The sequence below is a fragment of the Ekhidna sp. ABH4_415 genome (assembly GCF_056161305.1).
On record NZ_JBSWYW010000006.1, the window covers coordinates 255,292 to 278,307 of the forward strand.

The 23,016-nt window shown below is 41.6% G+C and carries 24 protein-coding genes and 1 riboswitch; of the genes, 9 read left to right on the forward strand and 15 right to left on the reverse strand.

Features of this window, described 5'->3' with window-relative positions; genetic code table 11:
• Positions 1-21: 21 nt before the first annotated feature.
• From ACXAH9_RS12355 to ACXAH9_RS12370, 4 genes are read right to left on the reverse strand one after another with little or no spacing between them, the layout of a single operon-like run.
• Entirely contained in the window at positions 22-999 is a 978-nt protein-coding gene (locus ACXAH9_RS12355) for a homoserine dehydrogenase (RefSeq protein ID WP_474895170.1), read from the reverse strand.
• Positions 996-1,964: a homoserine O-acetyltransferase family protein gene (locus ACXAH9_RS12360; protein WP_474895171.1), complete on the reverse strand. Its 969-nt coding sequence runs from the start codon at positions 1,962-1,964 to the stop codon at positions 996-998. The genes ACXAH9_RS12355 and ACXAH9_RS12360 overlap by 4 nt, the downstream gene beginning before the upstream one ends.
• The gene (locus tag ACXAH9_RS12365; RefSeq protein ID WP_474895172.1) at positions 1,942-3,267 is read right to left on the reverse strand and encodes an O-acetylhomoserine aminocarboxypropyltransferase/cysteine synthase family protein; all 1,326 of its coding nucleotides are present in this window, start codon (positions 3,265-3,267) and stop codon (positions 1,942-1,944) included. The genes ACXAH9_RS12360 and ACXAH9_RS12365 overlap by 23 nt, the downstream gene beginning before the upstream one ends.
• A gap of 12 nt (positions 3,268-3,279) precedes the next feature.
• Complete coding sequence (locus tag ACXAH9_RS12370; protein ID WP_474895173.1) at positions 3,280-3,717, reverse strand: OsmC family protein; 438 nt, start codon at positions 3,715-3,717, stop codon at positions 3,280-3,282.
• A 257-nt stretch (positions 3,718-3,974) separates the two neighbouring features.
• A riboswitch (SAM riboswitch) is annotated at positions 3,975-4,079 on the reverse strand.
• 303 nt (positions 4,080-4,382) lie between these two features.
• On the opposite strand from ACXAH9_RS12370, the gene ACXAH9_RS12375 reads away from it, so the two are divergent.
• The gene (locus tag ACXAH9_RS12375; protein WP_474895174.1) at positions 4,383-4,844 is read left to right on the forward strand and encodes a MaoC family dehydratase; all 462 of its coding nucleotides are present in this window, start codon (positions 4,383-4,385) and stop codon (positions 4,842-4,844) included.
• Between the two features lie 54 nt (positions 4,845-4,898).
• Here ACXAH9_RS12375 and sucD read toward each other — a convergent pair whose 3' ends face one another.
• Positions 4,899-5,771, reverse strand: coding sequence for a succinate--CoA ligase subunit alpha (sucD, locus tag ACXAH9_RS12380; protein WP_474895175.1), 873 nt, complete (start codon positions 5,769-5,771; stop codon positions 4,899-4,901).
• A 359-nt stretch (positions 5,772-6,130) separates the two neighbouring features.
• Between sucD and ACXAH9_RS12385 the strand changes: the two genes are divergently transcribed.
• Together ACXAH9_RS12385 and ACXAH9_RS12390 are read left to right on the forward strand one after the other, a co-directional pair.
• The gene (locus ACXAH9_RS12385) at positions 6,131-7,450 is read left to right on the forward strand and encodes an HTTM domain-containing protein (protein ID WP_474895176.1); all 1,320 of its coding nucleotides are present in this window, start codon (positions 6,131-6,133) and stop codon (positions 7,448-7,450) included.
• Entirely contained in the window at positions 7,443-8,462 is a 1,020-nt protein-coding gene (locus tag ACXAH9_RS12390) for a threonine aldolase family protein (RefSeq protein ID WP_474895177.1), read from the forward strand. Before ACXAH9_RS12385 ends, ACXAH9_RS12390 begins: the two co-directional genes overlap by 8 nt.
• On the opposite strand, the gene ACXAH9_RS12395 is transcribed toward ACXAH9_RS12390, so the two are convergent.
• Together ACXAH9_RS12395 and ACXAH9_RS12400 are read right to left on the reverse strand one after the other, a co-directional pair.
• Positions 8,440-9,324, reverse strand: coding sequence for a DMT family transporter (locus ACXAH9_RS12395; RefSeq protein ID WP_474895178.1), 885 nt, complete (start codon positions 9,322-9,324; stop codon positions 8,440-8,442). The two genes, ACXAH9_RS12390 and ACXAH9_RS12395, sit on opposite strands and share 23 nt — an antisense overlap.
• 20 nt (positions 9,325-9,344) lie before the next feature.
• A complete protein-coding gene (locus ACXAH9_RS12400; RefSeq protein WP_474895179.1) occupies positions 9,345-10,349 on the reverse strand; it encodes a fatty acid desaturase family protein in 1,005 nt (334 codons plus the stop codon).
• A gap of 49 nt (positions 10,350-10,398) precedes the next feature.
• Between ACXAH9_RS12400 and ACXAH9_RS12405 the strand changes: the two genes are divergently transcribed.
• Positions 10,399-11,667: a replication-associated recombination protein A gene (locus ACXAH9_RS12405; protein ID WP_474895180.1), complete on the forward strand. Its 1,269-nt coding sequence runs from the start codon at positions 10,399-10,401 to the stop codon at positions 11,665-11,667.
• Here ACXAH9_RS12405 and ACXAH9_RS12410 read toward each other — a convergent pair.
• Positions 11,664-12,095: a DUF3995 domain-containing protein gene (locus ACXAH9_RS12410; protein WP_474895181.1), complete on the reverse strand. Its 432-nt coding sequence runs from the start codon at positions 12,093-12,095 to the stop codon at positions 11,664-11,666. The genes ACXAH9_RS12405 and ACXAH9_RS12410 overlap by 4 nt on opposite strands.
• An 11-nt stretch (positions 12,096-12,106) precedes the next feature.
• On the reverse strand, positions 12,107-12,877 hold the full coding sequence (locus ACXAH9_RS12415) for a hypothetical protein (RefSeq protein WP_474895182.1): 771 nt from the start codon (positions 12,875-12,877) through the stop codon (positions 12,107-12,109).
• Positions 12,878-12,943: 66 nt separating this feature from the next.
• On the opposite strand from ACXAH9_RS12415, the gene hutI reads away from it, so the two are divergent.
• Positions 12,944-14,170: an imidazolonepropionase gene (hutI, locus tag ACXAH9_RS12420; RefSeq protein ID WP_474895183.1), complete on the forward strand. Its 1,227-nt coding sequence runs from the start codon at positions 12,944-12,946 to the stop codon at positions 14,168-14,170.
• A complete protein-coding gene (gene hutG / locus ACXAH9_RS12425) occupies positions 14,163-15,086 on the forward strand; it encodes a formimidoylglutamase (protein WP_474895184.1) in 924 nt (307 codons plus the stop codon). The genes hutI and hutG overlap by 8 nt, the downstream gene beginning before the upstream one ends.
• On the opposite strand, the gene ACXAH9_RS12430 is transcribed toward hutG, so the two are convergent.
• Complete coding sequence (locus tag ACXAH9_RS12430; RefSeq protein ID WP_474895185.1) at positions 15,076-15,453, reverse strand: RidA family protein; 378 nt, start codon at positions 15,451-15,453, stop codon at positions 15,076-15,078. The two genes, hutG and ACXAH9_RS12430, sit on opposite strands and share 11 nt — an antisense overlap.
• A gap of 63 nt (positions 15,454-15,516) precedes the next feature.
• Positions 15,517-16,347 (reverse strand): mechanosensitive ion channel family protein, encoded by an 831-nt coding sequence (locus ACXAH9_RS12435; RefSeq protein WP_474895186.1) that lies wholly within the window; start codon positions 16,345-16,347, stop codon positions 15,517-15,519.
• 173 nt (positions 16,348-16,520) lie between these two features.
• Here ACXAH9_RS12435 and ACXAH9_RS12440 point away from each other — a divergent pair, with 173 nt between their 5' ends.
• Both ACXAH9_RS12440 and ACXAH9_RS12445 read left to right on the forward strand, forming a co-directional pair.
• Complete coding sequence (locus ACXAH9_RS12440; protein ID WP_474895187.1) at positions 16,521-18,227, forward strand: alanine/glycine:cation symporter family protein; 1,707 nt, start codon at positions 16,521-16,523, stop codon at positions 18,225-18,227.
• Positions 18,208-19,404, forward strand: a complete 1,197-nt coding sequence (locus ACXAH9_RS12445; protein WP_474895188.1) for an alpha/beta hydrolase-fold protein — start codon at positions 18,208-18,210, stop codon at positions 19,402-19,404. The genes ACXAH9_RS12440 and ACXAH9_RS12445 overlap by 20 nt, the downstream gene beginning before the upstream one ends.
• Here the strand turns inward: ACXAH9_RS12445 and ACXAH9_RS12450 are convergent.
• The 3 genes from ACXAH9_RS12450 to ACXAH9_RS12460 all read right to left on the reverse strand — a co-directional run bounded on the left by ACXAH9_RS12450 (position 19,401) and on the right by ACXAH9_RS12460 (position 20,601).
• The gene (locus ACXAH9_RS12450; protein WP_474895189.1) at positions 19,401-19,742 is read right to left on the reverse strand and encodes an MmcQ/YjbR family DNA-binding protein; all 342 of its coding nucleotides are present in this window, start codon (positions 19,740-19,742) and stop codon (positions 19,401-19,403) included. The genes ACXAH9_RS12445 and ACXAH9_RS12450 overlap by 4 nt on opposite strands.
• Positions 19,732-20,181: an SRPBCC family protein gene (locus tag ACXAH9_RS12455; protein ID WP_474895190.1), complete on the reverse strand. Its 450-nt coding sequence runs from the start codon at positions 20,179-20,181 to the stop codon at positions 19,732-19,734. The genes ACXAH9_RS12450 and ACXAH9_RS12455 overlap by 11 nt, the downstream gene beginning before the upstream one ends.
• 78 nt (positions 20,182-20,259) lie before the next feature.
• Positions 20,260-20,601 carry a TfoX/Sxy family protein gene (locus ACXAH9_RS12460; RefSeq protein ID WP_474895191.1) on the reverse strand — a complete coding sequence of 114 codons (342 nt, stop codon included), beginning with the start codon at positions 20,599-20,601 and terminating at the stop codon, positions 20,260-20,262.
• Between the two features lie 71 nt (positions 20,602-20,672).
• Here ACXAH9_RS12460 and ACXAH9_RS12465 point away from each other — a divergent pair, with 71 nt between their 5' ends.
• Positions 20,673-21,716: a bifunctional transcriptional activator/DNA repair enzyme AdaA gene (locus tag ACXAH9_RS12465; protein ID WP_474895192.1), complete on the forward strand. Its 1,044-nt coding sequence runs from the start codon at positions 20,673-20,675 to the stop codon at positions 21,714-21,716.
• Here ACXAH9_RS12465 and lysA read toward each other — a convergent pair.
• On the reverse strand, positions 21,710-22,918 hold the full coding sequence (gene lysA / locus ACXAH9_RS12470) for a diaminopimelate decarboxylase (protein WP_474895193.1): 1,209 nt from the start codon (positions 22,916-22,918) through the stop codon (positions 21,710-21,712). The two genes, ACXAH9_RS12465 and lysA, sit on opposite strands and share 7 nt — an antisense overlap.
• Positions 22,919-23,016: the final 98 nt, after the last annotated feature.

Sequence of the window (23,016 nt, forward strand, 5' to 3'; positions counted from 1 at the left end):
ACAAAATTGCCAGGGGCTTTTTTATGCTACAGTTCTAACCCTTTTACTAACCTGATAACTGTAGCCTTGGAGGAGGCGTTTTAAATCTTCCAGTACTGCGGATCCAGTAGGAAGTGAGCCCGCACCTTTTCCCACAAATACATGTCGCCCGCTTATTAGTGTTTCAACACTGACTGCATTATTCTCAAAATCGACCGAGTAGAGTTCATCATTTGGGCCTATTGTTTCTGGTTTTACTGAGCAAATGATCTCATGACCTGTTTTTTTAAGGGTAGCGACTGATTTTATTTTTCTTCCCTTTGATTTAGCTTTTTTAATGTTCTCTTTGGTGACGCTTTCGATGCTTTCAATCTCAAAACTTTTCATTGAAGGGAGATCACCAAAAGCATGATAACCTAGGATAGATAGTTTATAAGAGGCATCAATTCCACTCACATCTAAAACAGGATTTCGCTCAGCAAATCCCTTCCATTGAGCATCTGAAAGGGCTTTTTCAAACGTCCAATTATTTAGTTGCATCTGAGTCAAAATGTAATTGGAAGATCCATTAAGAATACCTCGAATGGCTGTCACCTCCTGATCATGCAAAAAGCCATCAATAGAATGGACGATAGGTATGCCACCACCGACTGCTGCTTCATATAAAAAAGCCGACGGGTGGATATTGTGCCATCTGGCTACCTCTTGAAGTGATTCGCCAATCATTTTTTTGTTCGCACTAATTGCATCTTTGCCAGCTAATAAGGCTTGTTCAATGTAAATTTTAGCTGCCTCTGCATCATCGATCAACTCAATAATGATGTCAAGTTCAGGATCAGAGAGCAGCTCATCCGGATTATCTGTGAAATAAAGCTCGTGACCGATTCTTGGCAAATCCAATCGCTTCACGCAAACCTTTTCTATGCTCACAGGCAAATGCGGTTGTTTCTTTAGATTCTCGTAAAATCCCTTTCCGACTGTGCCAAAGCCAAATAGACCTATTTTTCGGGCTGACTTCATTGTAATACCTTTTGTAAAATGTCATTAATCTGTTCCGTCTCTATTAAAAATCCATCGTGACCGTAAAGGCTAGATATCAAATGCACCGAGCTGTTTGATATATGTTGAGTCAAAAATTCCTGCTCATGAATCGGGAACAAAATATCAGTATCCAATCCGATGGTAATTGTTCTGCATTGAATTCGATTGAGTGCTTTTTCTACCCCTCCGAAATGTCGTCCTACGTCATGGCTATCCATTGCTTTGGATAAGAAATAATAGCTGTACGGACTGAATCGTTTGCTTAGCTTTTCTCCTTGATATCGCTGATAGGAGGAAGCAGAAAAATCATCCTTTCTTCCATCTTGATCAGTCTGTGTCACCTCATACGTATCGTAATGTCGATAGGAAAGCATGGCAATTGCTCTTGCTGTTTCCAATCCATTAATTGGATCAACTTGTAAGGCCATTCGTTGGGCTTCATTGAATGCAATGCCCCATGCCGAGTGTTTGGCATTAGTTGCTATTGGCACAATTACTTCAAAAAGATCCGGCTCTTGTACCGCCCACTCCAGTAATTGCTGACCACCCAATGATCCACCTATGCCCAGGCTGATTTTCTCTATTCCAAGATGATCTTTTAAACGTTTGTGTGCTTCCACGATATCCCGAATAGTGATCAATGGAAAATCAAATCCTTTTGGTTCTGTGCTGCCATAGCATGACCCAAGCACGTTAGCACACACAATAAAGTCTTTTGCTGGATTGATTGGACTATCCTCAGGAAAGAAATTTTCCCACCATTCGGAAGGGTCACTATTTGCGGTGAGGGCATGAAAGATCCAGACCACATTGGATTTATCCGCACTCAAATCCCCCCACGTGGTGTATTGGATCCTAAGATCCCGGAGCGTTTCTCCACACTCCAGGACCAAAGGTTCCTCAACCTTAAAACCAAATGACTTAGACGTTAGCAGCGTTTGCATAGACTTTTTCAAATGCTTGTTCAAAATCGGATTTGATATCATCGATGTGCTCAATTCCTACGGAGACTCTCAACAGGTTAGGGAAAACACCAGCATCTTTTTGCTCTTCTTCTGATAGTTGCTGATGAGTGGTAGCAGATGGTTGAATGATGAGTGTTTTTGCGTCTCCTACATTCGCTAGATGACTTACTAAATTCAGGTTATCAACGAATTGAGTAGTTTCCTCTTTCTCTCCCTTGAGTTGGAATGAGAATACCCCACCAAATCCATTTGTTAGATATTTTTTGGCGAGCTCATGGTACGGACTGGAAGTTAGCCCAGGATAGTTGACCTTTTCCACCAGTGGGTGCTGTTCCAGCCAGGTAGCTAGTTCCAAAGCATTGTCTACCGTTCGTTGCACGCGCAATGAAAGTGTTTCTAATCCTTGCAGCAATAGAAAGGAATTGAAGGGGCTCAAAGCAGGTCCGAAATCCCGGAGACCTTCTACCCGGGCTCTGATTGCAAACGCAATGTTTGGTAAGCCCAGAGGGTTTCCTTCACCAAAAACTTCCCAAAATTTTAATCCATGGTATCCCTCTGATGGCTCAGTGAATTGGGGATATTTCCCATTGCCCCAGTTGTAGCTTCCACCATCGATGATCACTCCTCCGATGGAGGTGCCATGACCGCCAATCCATTTGGTTGCGGAGGCGGTTACCACGGAAGCTCCGTGCTCCAATGGTCTGAAGAGATACCCGGCAGCACCAAAAGTATTATCAACAACGAGTGGGATATCATGATCTTTTGCAACTTCAGCTATGGCCTCAAAATCAGGAATATTGAATCCCGGATTTCCGATCGTTTCCAGATAAATGGCCTTCGTATTTTGATCGATCAGTCGTTCAAAATAAGAGGCTTTATCTGTCTTTGCAAATCGTGTTTCAATTCCCAGTCGCTTAAACGCAACCTTAAACTGATTGTAGGTTCCGCCATAGAGAAAGGAAGTGGAAATGAAATTATCTCCTGCCTGAAGGATGTTGTTCAACGCGATGAACTGAGCCGCCTGACCGGAACCCACTGCCAGTGCAGCTACCCCACCTTCCAAAGCGGCAATACGCTTTTCGAAAACATCATTGGTTGGATTCATGATCCGCGTATAGATGTTTCCAAATTCCTTCAAAGCAAACAGGTTCGCCCCATGCTCAGAATCCTTGAAAGTATAAGAGGAAGTCTGATAAATAGGCACTGCTCTGGATCTCGTCGTTTCATCGATTTCCTGACCTGCATGTAATTGTAGTGTTTCGTATTTTAATTCTTGTGACATGATATATTCGTTTTAGTTAATTGAAAATGAAATGGGTGTAGGGTTAGACAGATTATCGTTGACGGGACATCTATGAGAGATTTCTTTGAGCCATTGCTTTTTAAGTTCTGGGTCTATCTGTGAGGTGGTCTCCAGTCGAACATCGATTTGCTTGTAGCCTGCCCTTTCCTCAAGAGACTTTCCGAACAGTCGTCCTGGGTTGAGAAATCCATCTATATTGATTTTAAGATTCTCGAGAAAAAAGTCCAGTTCTTCGGCAATGATGTGAGCTACCACATTGATGCATCCTGCATATCCCGCAAGGACATATTCTACTGGATTTGGCGCTTCATTGGTGCCGCCTAAGGCTTCTGGTTCATCGACAGTGAGATCGAAACCTCTGGCTTGAATACGTGTTTTTGCTCGAGATTCACTCACAGAGCTGATGGAAAATTTTATTTCTTGTGACATGATTTGTAATTCTTTGATTAATGAAAATGAGAAGGTGTGGATTTTTCACAAGTAACTGAAAAGTTGACTTATGAAAGGATTTTTCCGGACGAAGACGCACTTCAGTCCTAAGATGATCGCAAACCCTAATGGATCAAATGTGAATTACCTGTTGCTATAACAGCAACACATGCAGATGAAATGGAATATTGATGAGGAAACGCAATTTCCCTGTCTGACCATCTTGTCAGTTACCTTGGGAACGATGTGATTTTGTTTGTTCATAGCAATCAATTTATCGTTCAGGAATTAGCACCGTTTCCGATTTTCGGAGGGTTGCTAGCGCGTCATGGAGCCTGTCTCTCGGCGCTTCTTTATAAATCGATACCTTATCGATTTGATGATGCAAACGTAGAGCAGGATTTTTGGTTTCTCCAAATTTTATTCAGAGAAAATTTCAGTGGGGGATGATAAAAGAATTATATAACGTTATGAGAAATAAATATTTATTGAATTAATTTGTTGATTATAACATGTTGTTAATCAATCCTTAACAAATTTTATAACTAGTCGTATTGCTGATTCAAGTTTGAAGAGAAAAATTTATTTGAAAATCAAAATGAATTTTTCTTAACATACTGTTCTACCTTTGGTTTTGAAATGAAAATTTGACCTAACAGAGAATCATGAGTAAACTTATCATCAATAATCACGAGGAGTTTGAGCAATATTTAGGAAAAGTAATGGGTGAGTCTGAGTACCATCAAATCACCCAGGAACAGATCAATCAGTTTGCGGATGCCACCTTGGATCACCAATGGATACATACGGATCCTGAGCGAGCGAAGGACGGTCCGTTCGGCACTACCATTGCTCATGGTTATTTGACACTCTCACTGATGCCCTATTTGTGGGAGCAAATTGCTGAGTTCAACAATGTGAAGATGTTGGTGAATTATGGAATTGATAAGCTCAAGTTTGGTCAGGCGGTGAAAGTGAATGATGAAATTAAGCTTACTGCAACACTAAAATCACTCGCTAACCTGAGAGGGATTTCCAAAGCAGAAGTGGAAGCTTTGCTGGAAATTAAAGGAGAAAAGAAACCAGCTTTTACAGCTACGATGATATTCTTATATCATTTTGAGTAGACATAAAAAAAGGCCTCTCTGAGGCCTTTTAAGTTCTTTTATTTTAATTGTCAATTATGACAATGCTTTCTTCATCACTGCTCCGATATCAGCCGGAGACTCTACCACGTGCAATCCGCACTCGCCCATAATTCTCATCTTTGCTTCTGCCGTATCATCTTTTCCTCCGATGATCGCTCCAGCGTGACCCATTCTTCTTCCCGGAGGAGCTGTTTGTCCTGCAATGAATCCAACAACAGGCTTTTTATTTCCGTTTTCCTGGATCCATCGGGCTGCATCTGCTTCATATGAACCACCAATCTCACCAATCATCACGATTCCGTCAGTTTCCGGATCTTCCATCAGCATTTGTACAGCTTCTTTTGTAGATGTTCCGATGATTGGGTCACCTCCGATACCGATAGCAGTAGAAATACCCATTCCGGCTTTTACTACCTGGTCTGCTGCTTCGTAGGTCAATGTTCCTGATTTCGATACGATTCCTACTTTTCCTTTCTTGAAGACAAAGCCCGGCATGATACCCACTTTTGCTTCTTCCGGCGTAATTACTCCCGGACAGTTTGGCCCAACAAGTACCGCACCTCTTGATTTCGCATATGGCTTGGCATTCATCATGTCTTTCACAGGAATACCCTCGGTGATAGTCACAATCACTTTAATGCCGGCATCAGCCGCTTCCATGATCGCATCAGCTGCAAATGCTGGTGGTACAAAAATGATGGTAACATCAGCACCGGTTTTATCAACAGCCTCCTTTACGGTATTAAATACTGGCTTTTCCAGATGGGTCTGGCCTCCTTTGCCCGGAGTGACGCCACCTACCACGTTGGAGCCATATTCGATCATTTGACCGGCGTGAAAAGTACCTTCAGAGCCAGTGAAGCCCTGTACGATGATTTTGGAATCTTTATTTACAAGAACACTCATTTCTTTTAGATTTTCCGCAAAAATATACGATTAAATCTGTCTGCCAATTACTTCGTCCATTTGCGGCTCATAAAATCTTGATAAATGGTCTTTCTTTCAGAATGTGTAAAAATATTCTTCTGATTCCGGTTGGTTTTGGCACACTTTTCGCGACTTATTTTAAGTGATCGCATCATTTAGATGATTAAACTTTCGACGAGTGAGCTTGTCCAATAGTTAAAGATCGTTAAATCGCTAAACTTCAGATAGATGCGATCGTTATAAATAGTAAGTAATTAATCCTCTTCATATTTACTTAGGTTTAGAATTAAAGGAGCTTTCGGGCTCCTTTTTCTATTTTCACAGTCTAAACACTAAGTATGCTTTCCTCTGCGCGAACATTTTTTGGCACTGAAGTAGACAACAGTCCGCTGGTACTGTTTAGGATGGTCTTTGGAATGCTGGCAGCTGCAGAAAGTTTCGGAGCAATTTTCACGGGATGGGTTCAGGAAACATTTATCGAGCCTAGTTTCACCTTTACTGTTATTGGTTTTGAATGGCTACAGCCATTGAGCGGTGATGGGATGATCTACTACTTCATTGTAATGGGGGTGGCCGGCCTCAGTATTATGATGGGACTCTTCTACCGGGCCACTACGTTTGTTTTTGCTGGATTGTGGACCATGGTTTATCTCATGCAAAAGTCCCATTACAATAATCACTATTACTTATTGGTGTTGCTTGGATGGGTGATGTTCCTTCTACCTGCTCATAAAAGTTATTCTTTGGATGTGAAATGGGGACTAACCATTTCTAAAAAGACATGTGCCAGAATTTGTCATTGGTTTTTCATTATTCAGGTAGCTATTGTGTACCTCTATGCAAGCTTCAATAAAATGCATGCAGACTGGGCTTTGGCCAAGCCCATTGGGATTTGGTTCCAGTACAAAGCAAATTATTGGTTGATTGGCCCACTCTTACAAGAAGAATGGTTTCAATACTTCATTGCCTGGGGAGGCATTATTTATGATGGAACCATTGTTTTTTTGCTTCTTCATCCGAAGACGAGGAAACTGGGTTTTGTATTGTCAGTTATTTTCAACCTGGCTAATTCTGCCATTTTCCAGATCGGCATTTTTCCTTATTTAATGATTGGTTTTACGGTCTTCTTTTTTCCACCTGAAACGATCAGGAGTATTTTTTTCAGGAAAAAGGAAAAGGTATATTCAATTCAAAAGAAGCTTTCTCTGGGTTGGACATATGTTCTTATCGCTTATTTCAGTATTCATCTCCTTTTACCCTTGCGACATTTTCTTTATAAAGGGAATGCCTCCTGGACGGAGGAAGCACATCGCTTGTCATGGCGGATGATGCTGCGGGTAAAATCAGGATATGTCAAATTCTATGTTTTGGAAAGAGGCAAAGATGAGAGGGAGAAAATTAACTTGAGAGATTGGCTTTCTCGGGAGCAGCGAACAACCATTTTCGGGAAGCCTGATATGATTTGGCAGTTTGCTCAGAAACTCAAAGAAGCCTATGCAAAAGAGGGAAAAGATGTTTCTGTTTTTGCTGAAGCTAAAGTTTCTTTGAACGGAGGACCGAGAAAACATCTCATCGATCCTAATGTTGACCTTGCCAGTGTCAAATGGGAACCATTCAAACATTCCGACTGGATTTTAACTTACAACACCTATGATTGATTTGCGTAGCGATACCATTACCAAACCAACTCCAGAAATGCTAGAAGTGATGATGACGGCTGAGGTTGGAGATGATGTGTTTGGAGACGATCCTACTGTCAATGCCCTGCAGGAAAAAATTGCGGTAATGTTTGGAATGGAGGATGCACTTTACTGTCCTTCGGGAACGATGACCAACCAAATAGGTATGCGCATTCATACCCGTCCTCAGGATGAGGTGATCTGTCATAAGCATTCTCATGTGTATTTATATGAAGGTGGAGGAATGATGTATAATTCCATGCTGTCGCCCAAGCTACTTGAGGGGGATCGAGGGAGGATAACCGCTGAGCAGATTGCTGATAGCATCAATCCGGATGATATCCATTTTCCTAAATCAAAATTGGTGGTCCTTGAGAACACGATGAACAAAGGTGGTGGATCAATTTACGATATCGAAGAGATCAAAAAAATCAGCGGGGTTTGTGGTGACAATGACTTAAAGCTTCATCTCGATGGCGCTCGTTTTTTTAATGCGATTGTGAAAACAGGCGAAAGTCCAAAAGAATATGGGAAACTATTCGATACCATTTCCATTTGCTTTTCCAAAGGGTTGGGTGCCCCTGTAGGATCTGTCTTGTTGGGTACTTCAGAACAGATCAAGGAGGCCAAACGAGTACGAAAGGTATTTGGTGGGGGTATGCGTCAGGCCGGGTATCTGGCCGCAGCTTGTATTTATGCGCTAGATCACCATATCGATCGATTAGCCGAGGATCACCAGCATGCTCAAAAAATTGGCGGAGTTTTGAAAACCCTTCCTTTTATTGAGGAAGTGATGCCTGTAGACACGAATATTGTGATTGGCAAGCTGGTAGAGGGCAAATCTGAAAAGTGGCTGCTAGATGAACTGGAAAAACAGGATGTTTTGGCAGTTGGTTTTGGCAAAGAGTTGGTTAGGTTCGTTACGCACCGCGATTTTACAAGCGAAGATCTGGATAAGTTTGAATTGGCTATTTCGAAGATTTCTTCGTAACTAACCACACACCAACAAACACAAAAAATGCTGCTATAAGGTGCTTCAGTAGAAAAATCTCTCCAAAAAACAGAATAGCTGTTAAGGAAGCAAAAACAGGTTGTAGGTAGATAAATGCACCCACAACTGACGAGTTGACCCTTACCAGGGTCCATGCATTCAGGAAATAAACCACAACAGTAACGATGATTATGGCGTATCCTATGCTCCACCAAACTTTAGGTGGGAGTGTGCCAAAATCAACCTCCAGTGCTTGAAATGATCCAACGGGAAGCACAAATAAAATGGCAATAGTGAAAACCCAGGTAACAACCGTCATGGGCCTGTATTTTTTCATTAGTGGCTTTACAATAACCAAATAGCATGCGTAGCTGGCTGCATTGACAAGCACAAGTATATCTCCTCGCCAGTCACCTGAAGTCACAATAGTGTCTGGCTGATAAAGAATAATCACAGCTCCAATGAGGCCTATAATTACTCCTATGATTTTTGTTCGGGTGATTCTTTCACCAATGAGCAGAGCTGCCCAAATCAATACCAAAACAGGGGTTAAGGTCATGATGATGGAGCCATTGACAGCAGATGTCAAACTAAGTCCTTTATAAAAAAGCAATTGATTAATGGCTACACCGGTTAGAGCACAAAGCGCAAGCATCCACCCATCCTTCTTCCAATTGATTTTCTCTCTATTGAATAAATGGATCATCCAGAAAATGGCAGCAGCGATAATTACTCGGAATACAATGAACCCATATGGACCAATGAAATCAGGGACGATTATTTTTAAGACACTGTAGTTGATGCCATAGAAAAGGCTCACGAGAGTGAGCGCGATGTAGGTTTTAATTGAGTCCCAATTCACTGCGTAAAAGTAGCTGGGGTTTAGTTTACGCTTGCTGCTTTTCGGATTATTTCACCATAGCCAAAGCTGTAGTTTGCTTCTTTGTAAAGCCCTCTTTCTTTTAGCATTTGGTGCATCTTTTTGAAATTATAAGAAGGCACGGTAAAAAGTAGGTGATGCTCCAGGTGGTAATTGACATTGAGTGGTGCGAATAAGAATTTTTCTAACCAGTTTGCTCTAATGGTTCTGGAGTTTTGTAATGGATCTGTTCTATCCTTCACCATACTGTGCTCTGCCATTGATCGAACCCGGAGGATGAACATGTAAGTCGTAAGCATGGCCACAGGCCACAAAAGATATAGCCATGGACTTGCAAATAACCAGCAGAGTCCAAGTATAATTAAGTTCGATGCAATTGGTCCCCAAAGATTCTTGATCCCGTTTTTCCATAAATAACCACGTTGCTCATTCACCACCTTTTCCACATAATTACCCAGATTGTATTTCAGAAAACCAAGATGCATAGCCAATAGTCCGAAATAGTTTTTCATTCCGGAAACACCAGAAAGATCCCTTGAAAACTTACGAATCATGCTCTTTTTGGAGGTAGGGTAACCTTTTGTCAGATTGATATCCGGATCCTCATCTGTGCCTGTAGCCAGGTGATGTTGCAGATGGTATGGACGGTATTGGTTGATATTGTGAATGATTGGAAATGCCCCAAACCAGTTTCCAATGAAGTTGTTGAGACGTTTCGAATGAAAGAGGGTGTAATGTGACGCATCATGCATGATGATGGCGCAACCCAGCTGTTTGGCTCCAATAATGATAAGAGCTATGATAACTGATAGAGCACTGGGCCAGATAACCACAATCGCAAAAGCAAAACCAATCCAGAACCAAACTTTGAATACTTCCCATGCTGCTTTAAGGTCTGACTTTCTTAAAAGTGAATCAATTTCTTCACGTGAGAAATACTCAGATACAATCTGTTGATATCGCTTTGATTGGTTGTTTTTATCGCTGACTCGAACTACTCCCGACATTCTATAAAGATAAAATTTTTCCGAATCAGATTTCTCATAATTTTACTTCATGTTTCAAGACACATCCCCTCTTGCTGAACGTATGCGACCCTCCAAACTCTCCGACCTGGTGGGGCAAGAACACCTGGTAGGCGAAAATGGCGTATTGCGAAGAGCGATTAGTTCCGGTCAGGTACCTTCTATGATTCTATGGGGACCTCCGGGTACCGGAAAGACCACCATCGCAAACATCATTGCCAATGAAGTGAAAAGACCGTTTCATACGCTGAGCGCGATAAGCTCCGGAGTAAAAGAAGTAAGGGAAGTAATTCAGCTAGCAGGTAGGGGTAACAAGGCGATCCTTTTTATTGATGAAATTCATCGTTTCAATAAAGCACAGCAGGATGCCTTGCTTGGTGCAGTTGAAAAAGGCGTGATTACTTTAATTGGTGCAACCACTGAGAATCCAAGTTTTGAGGTGAATTCAGCGTTGATTTCCAGGTCGCAAGTGTACACACTCAACGCTCTCACGAAGGAAAACCTACTAACCCTTGTTGAAAAGGCTTTGCAGCAGGATGATGAGCTTAAGAAGGAGGAGGTAGTCTTAAAAGAAACAGAAGCACTGTTTAATCTTTCCGGAGGAGATGGAAGAAAGCTATTAAACCTGCTGGAATTGGTCATCAAAAGTGATGATGGAAAACAGAAAGTTATCACGGATGAAAAAGTGATCGAGGCAGCTCAGCGTAAGACGGTACTATACGATAAGAAAGGAGAGATGCACTATGATGTCATTTCTGCTTTTATTAAATCCATTCGAGGGAGCGATCCGAATGCTGCGGTTTACTATCTGGCCCGAATGATCGAAGGCGGAGAAGATGTAAAATTCATAGCCCGTCGTTTGGTGATACTTGCCTCTGAAGATATTGGAAATGCGAATCCTACGGCCCTTGTAATGGCCACTAATGCTTTTCAGGCAGTCAATATGATTGGATATCCGGAATCGAGAATCATCCTTTCACAATGTGTGACTTACCTGGCTTCTTCACCAAAAAGTAATGCCAGCTACATGGCGATCAATCAGGCACAAGCATTGGTTCAAAAAACCGGTGATCTTCCGGTACCAATGGCGATCAGAAATTCTCCAACGAAACTGATGAAAGATCAGGGGTATGGAAAGGGATATAAGTATGCGCACGATCACCCTGGAAATTTTGCTGAGATGGAGTTTTTACCTGATGAAATTAAAGGAATGAAACTTTATGAACCTGGACAGAACGCCAGGGAAGAAGAATTAAGAAAATTTCTAAAGGCCAGATGGAAGGAAAAATATGGCTACTAAGCGCCTTTTTTCTTCAGCACCATGAATCCTAAAATGGAAATTAGTAGACAAAGTGGGGAGTAAAAAAGATAATCAGCCTGCGCAAATGGGGTTGAGTCCACTGTTTTGAAAAAACCTATATAGCGGAAGTCCCCGATCGTCCGTATTAAGAAGATGATTGGTATGATCCATCCAAAAGTTCGATTAATCCATTTAGGTATTTTTATGACCTGTGAGGTTTGAAATAAATAGAACAAAGCAAAGAATAAAAGTGTAGCACCAACAATTGCCGAATCAATACTTGTAGGGGCGAGTACAGGGCTGCCGTCAACATTTTTTGGAAGGGCTTGCTCAAGACCCCAGTTACCAAAAAATGCCCAATAGAAATGTAAGAACGAGAGGGCCAGAAAAATGAGAAACAGTGAGTAACATAAATAGTTATGCTTCATTGCTTCTTCCCTTAGAACTTAAAAGCTATGCCGAACTTCAGCATTAAAAGATCAGTAGTTGATTCTCTGGGTTGATTTTCGTAAGCAAGATCTCCAGGAGAAAGATTTTCACGATCGTAATTTTCTGAGGATCCAGTAAACTCTACCGTCCATGATTCAGTATCGTCTCCATCGTAATACTGCGCGCGCTCTCCTTTGAAATAATCAGCCCGGATATCCACAAAAAACTTGGGACCTACTTTAATCATGAAGCCACCACCCCAGCCGTAGCTGAAAATCCAATCATCAAGGACAGTTTTTCTGGATATTACATCACTGTCTTCCTCTCTCGCATATCTTCTGTCGTCAGAGCGGTCCAGTATTTTGGTATTAGTAGAGATGTACCTGAATCCGATTAATCCTTCTACATAGGGTTGCACCAATTCAAATGGTGCCTGAGCTCTGATTAAAGCATGCGTTCCAAAAATGCTATTGGTATTGACAATTCTCAAGGGAATATTGAGTTGATCAATTACCTGACCATTGGCAACTATTTCGGCCGTCAGATCTTCATCCTGTGTATTCCGTCCATACACGATGTAATTTAGGTCCAGTCCGAATGATACTGGAAAGCCTTTTTGAAAAGGGATCCCAAAGGAAAGGTCGGCACCAAATCCGGTCGCGTCGGTGTTTTCTCTGAATTCATTTCTTGGAAGTCCAAAGGTTAAACCAAAACTTCCCCACTGTGCCACGGTACAAAAAGCAAGGAGGATGAAAGTAGAAGTGAGTAGGTATTTTTTCATGTTCAAATGGGTTCGTGGTACATTCGCAAAAATCGTAACTTTTACCATCTTTTCAATTTTCGTACCATGTCTAAATTAATAGGGCCATTTAAGGAGATCATTACACTTGCTAACACCCCACTAAAAGGGGCTATAGGAGATGATAAACTGGATATTATCCAAAAAGGAGGTGTGTTGATCGAAGAAGAAAAAATTTTAGAAGTAGGTGAGTTTGAGGGATTAAGATCGGACGCCTCTACAATAGAGGAGGTAGCAGGCGAACACATTTTGCTCCCTGGTCTTGTCGATTGTCACACCCATTTGGTATGGGGAGGAACCAGAGCAAGAGACTATACCCTTCGAATGTCCGGAGAATCTTATGAGAAAATTCTGGAGCAGGGTGGAGGCATTTTTGATTCAGTGGAAAAGACTCGAAAAGCTTCTGCAGATAAATTGAGGGAGGGGCTGATAAAAAGAGCAAATCGCCATCTCAATGATGGGGTCACTACCATAGAAGTAAAAAGTGGATATGGACTGGATGTAGAGAATGAGCTAAAGGTGTTGAATGTTGTTAAGAATGCGAAAGCAGACGTAGATCCAGACTTGATTCCAACCTGTCTGGCGGCACACGTTTGTCCAAAAGAATTCAAGGATAAGAGGGAATTCTTGACTTATCTGGAAAAAGAACTTTTACCGCAGCTACTGGTCAAAGGACTTGCCAATCGCGTAGACATTTTTGTTGAGCCTTCAGCATTTCCGGTAGAAATCGCTAAAGATTACATGTTGGCAGCTAAGAATCTGGGTTTTGATTTGACCATACATGCCGATCAGTTTCACACAGGAGGAAGCCAGATAGCAGTGGAATTAGGAGCAAAAAGTGCGGATCACTTAGAGGCAAGTACTAAGAAGGAAGTGGAACTTTTGGCAAAATCTGAAACGGTGGCCGTCGCATTACCCGGAGCATCCATTGGTTTGGGGATGCAGTTTACACCTACCAGAAAGTTGCTGGATGCAGGTGCATCTGTAGCCATTTCCACTGACTGGAATCCGGGATCAGCTCCAATGGGAGACTTGTTGGTTCAGGCGGCTGTTCTGGGTATTTATGAAAAGTTGTCTTCAGCAGAGATATTTTCCGGCATGACCTTTCGCGCTGCATATGCTTTGGGGCTGAGTGATCGTGGTAGAATCAAAACAGGTAAGAAAGCAGATTTTATCGCTTACCCATTTGATGATTACCGCGAAATACTTTACAATCAAGGGAAGGTGAAACCAGATATGGTTTGGAAGAATGGAAAACAAGTAAAGCATGTATAAGCCGGGTAATAAATCGATTTGGAAAGGAAGACAGGACCCTGGTTCTATTCGGGATGTTTGGCACCAGGTAGTGGAAGTAGGTGATCTGAATGCGAATGTTCCGGAAGGCATAAATTTTCTCGGGTTTTGCTCCGATTTGGGAGTCAAAAGAAACCAGGGGAGAACAGGTGCTGTGGAGGGACCCGATGCGATCCGAAAAGCAATGGTGAATCTGGCGATCCATTTTGATGATGAAATGCGATTAACGGATGTTGGAGATGTCGTAGTTAGTGGAGATCAATTGGAAAATGCGCAGAAAGAGTTTGCCAGGTATGTTACAAGCATAGTTAAAAATGGATCTTTTCCTGTTTTACTCGGTGGTGGTCATGAGATCAGCTACTCTCACGGAAAAGGTGTTTTGGACGCCTTTCCTGACAAGAAAATTGGAATGATCAATTTCGATCCTCATTTTGACCTGAGGCAATATCCTCAGGGTGCACATTCGGGGAGTTGGGCTCGTCAGCTTTTTGAAGAAAGTGAAAACTTTCATTACCTACCCATAGGTGTTAATGAAGCGGTAAACATTGCTTCAATGTTTGAATTAATGCGGAAGAAAAATCAATCCTTCATTTCGATGGAAGAGCTATTGGAAGAGTCTGAAGAGGACCTTCTCGCTCGCATTGACTATTTCATTAACCAAATGGATAGAGTGTGCATTACTTTGGATTTGGATGTCTTTTCTGCAGGGATAGCTCCCGGTGTTAGTGCAGCTAACCCTTATGGTGCTTTGCCGCATCATATTAAGCCATTGATGAACAAAATTTTGCAATCTGAAAAAGTGGTCAGCTTTGATGTAGCTGAATTGAGTCCGCAATACGATGACGGGCGAACAGCTAAGCTTGCAGCAACTTTTATTTATGATGTTGTCATGAGATAACTGCAGTCGCTTCTATCTCTATTAGCATATCTTTTTCAATCAGGGAACTTACCTCTACCATTGTAGTGGCTGGTTTTATATCACCGAAAAATTCACCATGAGCTTTACCTATAGCCGCCCATTGGTTGATATCAGTTACGTACATACGTGTTCTTATAACATGTTCCAATTTGGCGCCAGCTTTCTCTAAAGCTTCTTTAATAATCTCAAGACATACCTTGGTTTGCTCATAGGGACTATCTCCTACCGTCTGTCCATTACGAACAGGGGCTGTTCCGGAAACTTCTATCGTGTTTCCAATTCTTACTGCTCGGGAGTATCCTACTTCATCTTCCCAGCGTGCTCCTGATGGAATGTTTTGTCTCATTCCTATAAAAATAAAAAAGTCCGATTCGAAAAACCGGACTTTCGCACTTTAATTCTAATGAACTTAGTTTTCTTTATGAACGTGTACATCCATTTGAGGGAATGGAATATTCAATCCTTCTTCGTTGAACTTGTTGTATATCCTTTCGTTCATATCGAATTTCAACGGCCAGTAATCGCCTGCTTCAACCCATAATCTTACTGTAAAATTGACCGAACTGTCTGCAAGCTCAGCTACCGCTATAAATGGTTCGGGATCTTTAAGAATTCGATCGTCTGCGTTGATCAATTCCATCAATGTTTCCCTTGTCTTCTCCGTGCTATCACCATACCCGACCCCCACTGTAAGGTCCAATCTTCTTTTGGGTTCTGTTGAGTAGTTAGTTAAGGATGAATTAGCCAATGGACCATTCGGAATAATTATGGTCTTGTTGTCCGGTGTTTTCAGAATAGTATGAAAAATTTGAATGGCATGAACGGTACCTGAATGATTTGGTGTGTCAATCCAATCACCCACTTTAAACGGTTTAATCAATAAAATAATGACACCACCTGCGAAGTTTTGCAACGTTCCCTGAAGAGCAAGGCCGACTGCCAAACCAGCTGCACCAAGAACTGCTACAAAGCTTGTTGCCTCGATTCCCACCATTCCAATCACCGAAATAAAGAGCATCACCTTTAATGCGGTTGAAATCAACGTTTTAAGAAAAGGCCTTAGAGACGGATCAACATCGCGTTTTACCATCGTTTTTCCGATCCCTCGTGTGATGATGCCAATGATCCAAAGACCAACCAGTAAGGTGACAATTGCAGCGATCACTTTGGGACCCCATGTCATAATAAGATCAATCGCCATCTGGGTATATTTTGATGCTTCAGAAGTTACTTCTTCCATGATGTTAGGTTTAATATTTATAAAATTTCACATTGAAAGATACTTAAAAGGTGCCTTTCAGGACTTTCTTGTCCCATCTATGTAACAGGCTGGATATTGAAATGTTCATTGTGAGTCATGATTCATTAAAAAAGCTATTTTTGTCGGATTGCGAAAATCGAAAAACCTAATTCATGCGAGAACTTAACGAAATACTAAATCAAATCGATGGTGCCATAGGTGGATCTTCTTGGTTCGTTTACTTGCTTCTGGGGACCGGACTTTTCTTTACTATCTACCTGAAATTTCCTCAAATACGGTATTTCAGATTTGCCCTACGCGTTGTAAGAGGAAAATTTGATAAAGCCGATGATGAAGGAGATGCTTCTCACTTTCAGGCGCTGGCAACTGCCCTTTCGGGAACCGTCGGAACTGGAAATATCGGAGGAGTTGCATTAGCTGTACACCTGGGTGGACCTGCGGCTTTGTTTTGGATGCTTGTTACAGCAGTTCTAGGTATGACAACCAAGTTTGTGGAGGTGACACTCTCGCATAAATACCGTGAAAAGGTTGGAGATGGAATTTCAGGTGGTCCGATGTACTACATGAAAAAGCGATTGAACATTACCACTAAATCGGGGAAGGTCATTAAGACCGGATACTTTTTAGGCGGTTTGTTTGCAGTGGCCACAATCATGTCCTCATTTGGAACAGGAAATCTGCCACAAATAAATAACATCGCGAATTCAGTATTCACCACATTTGGAGTGGAACAATGGATAACAGGAGCTGTGCTGGCCGTTTTACTTGCGGCTGTAATCCTCGGTGGAATTAAGCGCATCGTGAAAGTGACGGAGAAAATTGTTCCGTTTATGGCTGTTGTTTACCTCATCGGAGCGCTTTCGGTAATATTTTACAATGCAGGGAATATCCTGCCTTCGATCATTGCGATTTTTGGTGACCTTTTCACAGGTAGTGCAGCTATGGGAGGATTCCTCGGAGCTAATCTGGCATTTGCCTTTAACAGAGGAGTAAACAGAGGGTTGTTTTCAAATGAAGCCGGTCAGGGATCAGCGCCAATTGCACACTCCGCGGCACGAGCACATGAGCCAGTATCAGAAGGAATGGTGGCGATTCTTGAGCCTTTTATTGATACAATTATTATTTGTACAATCACCGGTCTGGTTCTTTTATCATCTGGAGCCTGGGCAAAAAAATATGAAAACGAACTTCAGTATTCAGACATCATCGTCTTTGCAGAGGCATATGATGAGAACAATGAAGCGGATCGACTGGTAGTGAAGAACCACCTGATTCAGGAGGAGCCCGCTCCACTATTTACAGGTGATTTGAATATATCAGAGGGAGTCATTCAAAATCCGGTAACAGTTATTGCGGCAGAATCTTTTGCAGAAAATGTCAGGATGACACTGAATGAGAAGCCTTACACAGGAACCATCGAAATAATCAATGGAAGCATATCTGGTGAAGTGGATGTGACAATAACAGGGAAGTCACTTCTACATAGTGCACCATTGACTACCGTAGCATTTAATGAAGGCTTTTTTGGTGATTATGGTAAATACATCGTTTCGATAGGATTGATCCTGTTCGCGTTTTCTACAGCGATTAGTTGGTCATACTACGGTGGGCGAGCCACCACCTACCTTTTTGGGACTAAGTATATCATCATTTATAAAATCGTATATGTGGCGGGTTTCTTCATTGCCTCATTCGCTGATACCACAATTATCTGGACTTTGGCCAATATCACCATTGCATTGATGACCATTCCTAACCTTATAGGAATTCTAATTATGCATCGAGAGATGAAACAGACAGTAGGAGATTATTGGAAGGACTTTAAACTGGAATGGCCGGATGAAAAGACACCTGAGTAATTTTTGTGCAATGAGCATGATCCTGCTTACTGTCCAATGTAAGCAGGAGTCACCAACTCCTGATACTGTAATAGAAATAGCTAGCTTTTCTGAGTTAGTAGAGGCAGTGATGGAGTCTGACTCTGCTAATCAAGCAGTGTTGACAGAGGGGTTCATGGATACTGTAGAGGCACCTTATATCGAGGAAAAAACAAATGCCTATTTCTTATACTATGGTGATGCGAATAGCGTTCAGGTCGCCGGCGATTTCAATGGGTGGAATCCATCGGGAAGGAGTTTTACCAAACTTGGCAAAACGAATTTGTGGTATAGAAAAGAAACTTTCGAATCAAACGCGAGACTTGACTACAAATTGGTAGTTAATGGCTCAAACTGGATATTGGATCCAAAGAATCCGAATCGCATCGGCGGGGGGTTCGGCCCAAATTCGGAATTAGCCATGCCTAAATACGAGCAACCGGAAGAAATAAACTCAAGAGACGATATTGATAAAGGATTGATTTCAGAATTTCAAATTGCCAGTACCCATACAGGGAAGACTTATGATGTGCACGTTTACTTGCCGGCTTCTTATAATGATTCGAATGAATATCCTGTTGCATACTTTCAAGACGGATCTGATTATCTTACTTTGGCAAGTACAAAGAATGTGTTAGATAACCTCATCGCAGATAACAAGATCACTCCGACCATTGGTGTTTTTGTGGTACCCAAGGACCGAAACATTGAGTATGCTTTTGATGATCGATTCAAATACACGGACTTTTTTGTAAAGGAGTTGGTTCCGCACATAGATGGCAATTATGCTACCATAGCGTCTGCTGCTTCAAGAGCAGTAATTGGCGATTCATATGGGGGTAATATTTCAGCGATTATTGCTTTTCAAAACCCTGAAGTGTTCGGGAATTGCGGCATTCATTCAGGCGCATTTCAGCCCAATAACTACCATACAAATGGGATAGTAATGGATGGCGTGAAAAAGGACATAAAAGTGGCAACCATCTGGGGAACTTATGAAGGAAGCTCATTACCTCCGAATATGCGAAAGGTGAAAGACTACCTCATCGATACAGGCCATGACCTAGTATGGAAAGAACTTCCGGAAGGCCATAGCTGGGGCCTTTGGAGAGCCACCACCGATGATATATTGGAGTTCTTTTTTCCGGCAGTTAACTAAAGTGATTCTTGTACTTTTTTTGGCAATTTCTGTTTAACTAATTGATAAGACTCATCTAGTATTTCCCGCCAATTGTTGTCAGGGATAATTCCAATATCTTCTATTGCTATCCATTTGTATCTGGCCAGGTAGGGTGCAGCTTTCATACCCGGTTGGTGTTGCATTTTCTCAAAACCTTCATTACTTACTTTGAAAGATGCGGTGACAGGTGTTTGATCCAACCCAAAAATGGCAAACATTTTTTCACCAACCATGAAAGTGAGGTGATCTCCCCACTTCATTCCTTCAGTTACTCCTGGTTTTTGAAGGCAATAATCTCTAATGGCTTCAATTTCCATATTTAGGGTTTCCCTCAGCAAAAGCCTTAAAATCATCCATATATGATTGTGTCTGTTTGCTAAACGTCTTCTTCCCCATAAAAAATGCCAATATCTTCATGAAACCGTAAAACTTAAACTCTGTTTCAGATATCCAACGAGTCTGACTGCCTTCATCTTTAAAATAGTTCTTTTGGATGTTTACAACGTTTTTTGTCTGGTAGTTTGCATGAAACTCATCTGGCAGGTTTCTGAAAGTGATGGTCTCAATTAACTCCATCTTTCGTTTTCCAAAATCATATTTAATGATGGATTCTGCACCTGGTTTTCCGGGTTCACCAGAAATGTGCTCGAAGCTGATAAATCCTTTTTGCCAGTACTTCATGTTATCCGGATTGTCGAATAATTTAATGGTCTCATCGCGGGACTTATCGATGACGACTTCATTGGTGTATTTCATTGGTAAGGAGTCTAGGTCAATGGTAGAATCTTTTTTAAAAGTTAGAAAGTTTTTCTAAAAAATCACCTGAAAGTATGATCACTTCTTTTTAGAGGATTTGGCTTCTCTATTGAATTCCAGACATTGATGAACCCACTCACTAAGCTCATCATCGTTATCCCAACCTGCCGGGTTGACGTATAAATATCCTTTCATGGGACGTTTGGTGAAATCCATCACTCGCGCACAGGGCTTATCTAAAAACCTCTGATATTCATGAGGTCCGACTCTGGCCATGAGGTCATCCTTAATAACCCCAATACACATTTTATCATCGACCATGATGCACAACCCTCCCATCATTTTCTTTTCCTCAAAGACGACCTTACGCTCTTTCAGTGACTGACGTAATTTATCAGCTAAGAATTCATTGAATGCCATTGTATAAAGGTAAAAAATGCTTGTTCAATTTTCGGTTGTACCTTGATGCCCAGGTATTCTACATTTGATCCATGATTTCTGCTCTTCCATCTCCTGACGAAATGTACCAGGCCCTTTTGGACAAAAACTCTCAATATGAGGGTGTATTTATTGTGGGAGTGAAAACTACAGGGATATTCTGTAGACCTACTTGTTCTGCCCGGAAGCCAAAATATGAGAACGTAGAGTTCTTCAGTTCTACCAATGAGGCATTGAGCCATGGGTATCGAGCCTGCAAAGTATGCCGGCCTATGAAAAGCTATCAATCAGCTCCAGCGTGGTTAATTCCACTTTTGAAGGCTGTGGAGGAAGATCCTGCAAGAAAATGGAAAGACTATGAATTGAATCAGCTAGGCTTTAGTCCGAGTAGAGTGAGGAGGTATTTTAAGAAAACGCATGGCATCACCTTTCAGGCTTACTTAAGGATGAGTAGAATCAATGAGGCTTTTTTGAAAATCAAAGAGGGTCAAACAGTTACACAATCCGCATTTCAAAATGGATATGATTCACTGAGCGGCTTCTCAGATACCTTTAAAAATATGACAGGATTTTCACCGGGCACGCAAGGACAGCTTATTACCATTAATCGCATTTCAACACCATTAGGACCAATGATGATTGGGGTTACGGACGAGGGGCTGTGTCTTCTTGAATTTACAGATCGAAAAATGCTGGAGACGCAAATTTCCATCCTTAAGAAACGCATGACTTCTGAAATGGTAACAGGTAAACATCCGATGATCGACACAGCAGCTGGTCAACTAGATGAATATTTCAATGGGGAAAGAAAATCATTCGAGGTACCGCTTGTGGTACCGGGTACCGACTTTCAGCAAAAAGTTTGGAATGCATTGGTCCATATCCCCTATGGCGTGACACGTTCGTACAAACAGCAGGCAGATGTGGTAGGGGATGTGAAAGCCGTGAGAGCAGTGGCAAGAGCAAATGGTGAGAACCGAATCTCAATCATTATCCCTTGCCACCGTATCATTGGTTCTGATGGTAGCATCGTTGGTTATGGCGGTGGTATCCACCGGAAACAATGGCTCCTCAAGCATGAGTTTGAAAATCAATAGTTGATATCAGCCTCAATCTGTGTACTTAATATATCCTCTATCGTTTCTCTTCTTCGAATCAAGTGTTCCTTACCATTATGAACAAGCACCTCTGCAGGTCGAGGACGTGAGTTGTAGTTTGAAGCCATTGTAGAACAATAAGCTCCTGCATTTTTGAAAACCAGTAAGTCATTTTTTCTCACTTCCGGTATGATTCGATCAGAAGCGAATGAGTCTGTCTCGCATACGTATCCGACCACATTGTATACTTTCTTTTCTCCCTGTGGATTTGACAGGTTTTCAATGTGATGATAGGCATTGTAAAACATCGGCCTGATGAAGTGGTTGAAGCCGGTATCCAGACCGACAAATGTACAGGAAGTTGTTTGCTTGATCAGGTTTGCTTTGGCCACAAAATATCCGGCATTACTTACCATATATTTCCCCGGTTCAAACTCGAGTGTGTAAGTCTTCCCCTGCTTCTCACAAAAGTCATTAAATGCCTTGCTAAACTTCTTGCCAAAGCGATCAATGTTGGTGTGTAGGTCATCCGGTTTGTAGGCCACTTTAAATCCACTACCAAAATCAATGTGAGTGACCGAATCAAATTTTTCAACTACACTGAAAACCAATTCAGCTGCTTTTATGAAAATATCAGCATCAAGGATGTCTGATCCTGTATGAACGTGAACTCCCATTACATTAATACCTAGTTTCTTTACAATTCGCTCAATGTTGGGAACCTGATGGATAGAAATACCAAACTTTGAATCGATATGACCAACAGAAATATTCTGATTCCCACCAGCCATCAGGTGTGGATTGATTCGAATGTAAATCGGAATATCAGGATGATTGATCCCAAAATACTCCAGCGTATAGAGATTGTCTACATTGATTTTTACTCCAAGCTCGATGGCTTGTTCATATTCCTCAGTTGATATGTTATTTGGAGTAAAAAGAATATCCTCTGCCGGATAGCCTGCATGTAATCCCAGGTGAACCTCTTCAATAGAAACACAATCCAATCCGGCACCCATGGATTTGAAGAGTTTTAGAATGGCCTGATTATTAAGTGCTTTACAGGCATAATGTACCTTGAGCTGATCCACTTTAAACGCGCTGGTGAATTTTTCATAGTTCTCCATCATTTGATTTGCATCGTAGATGTAAAGTGGTGAGCCATGATTAACTGCGGCTCGGATCAGATTAGCATTTTCCATTCTAAATATTTTACAAAAGGTTTAAACAAAAAAACCGAAGCTTGATGCTCCGGTTTTTGAAATATTATTGGTTAAATAAAATCTATTCAATAGCCGGA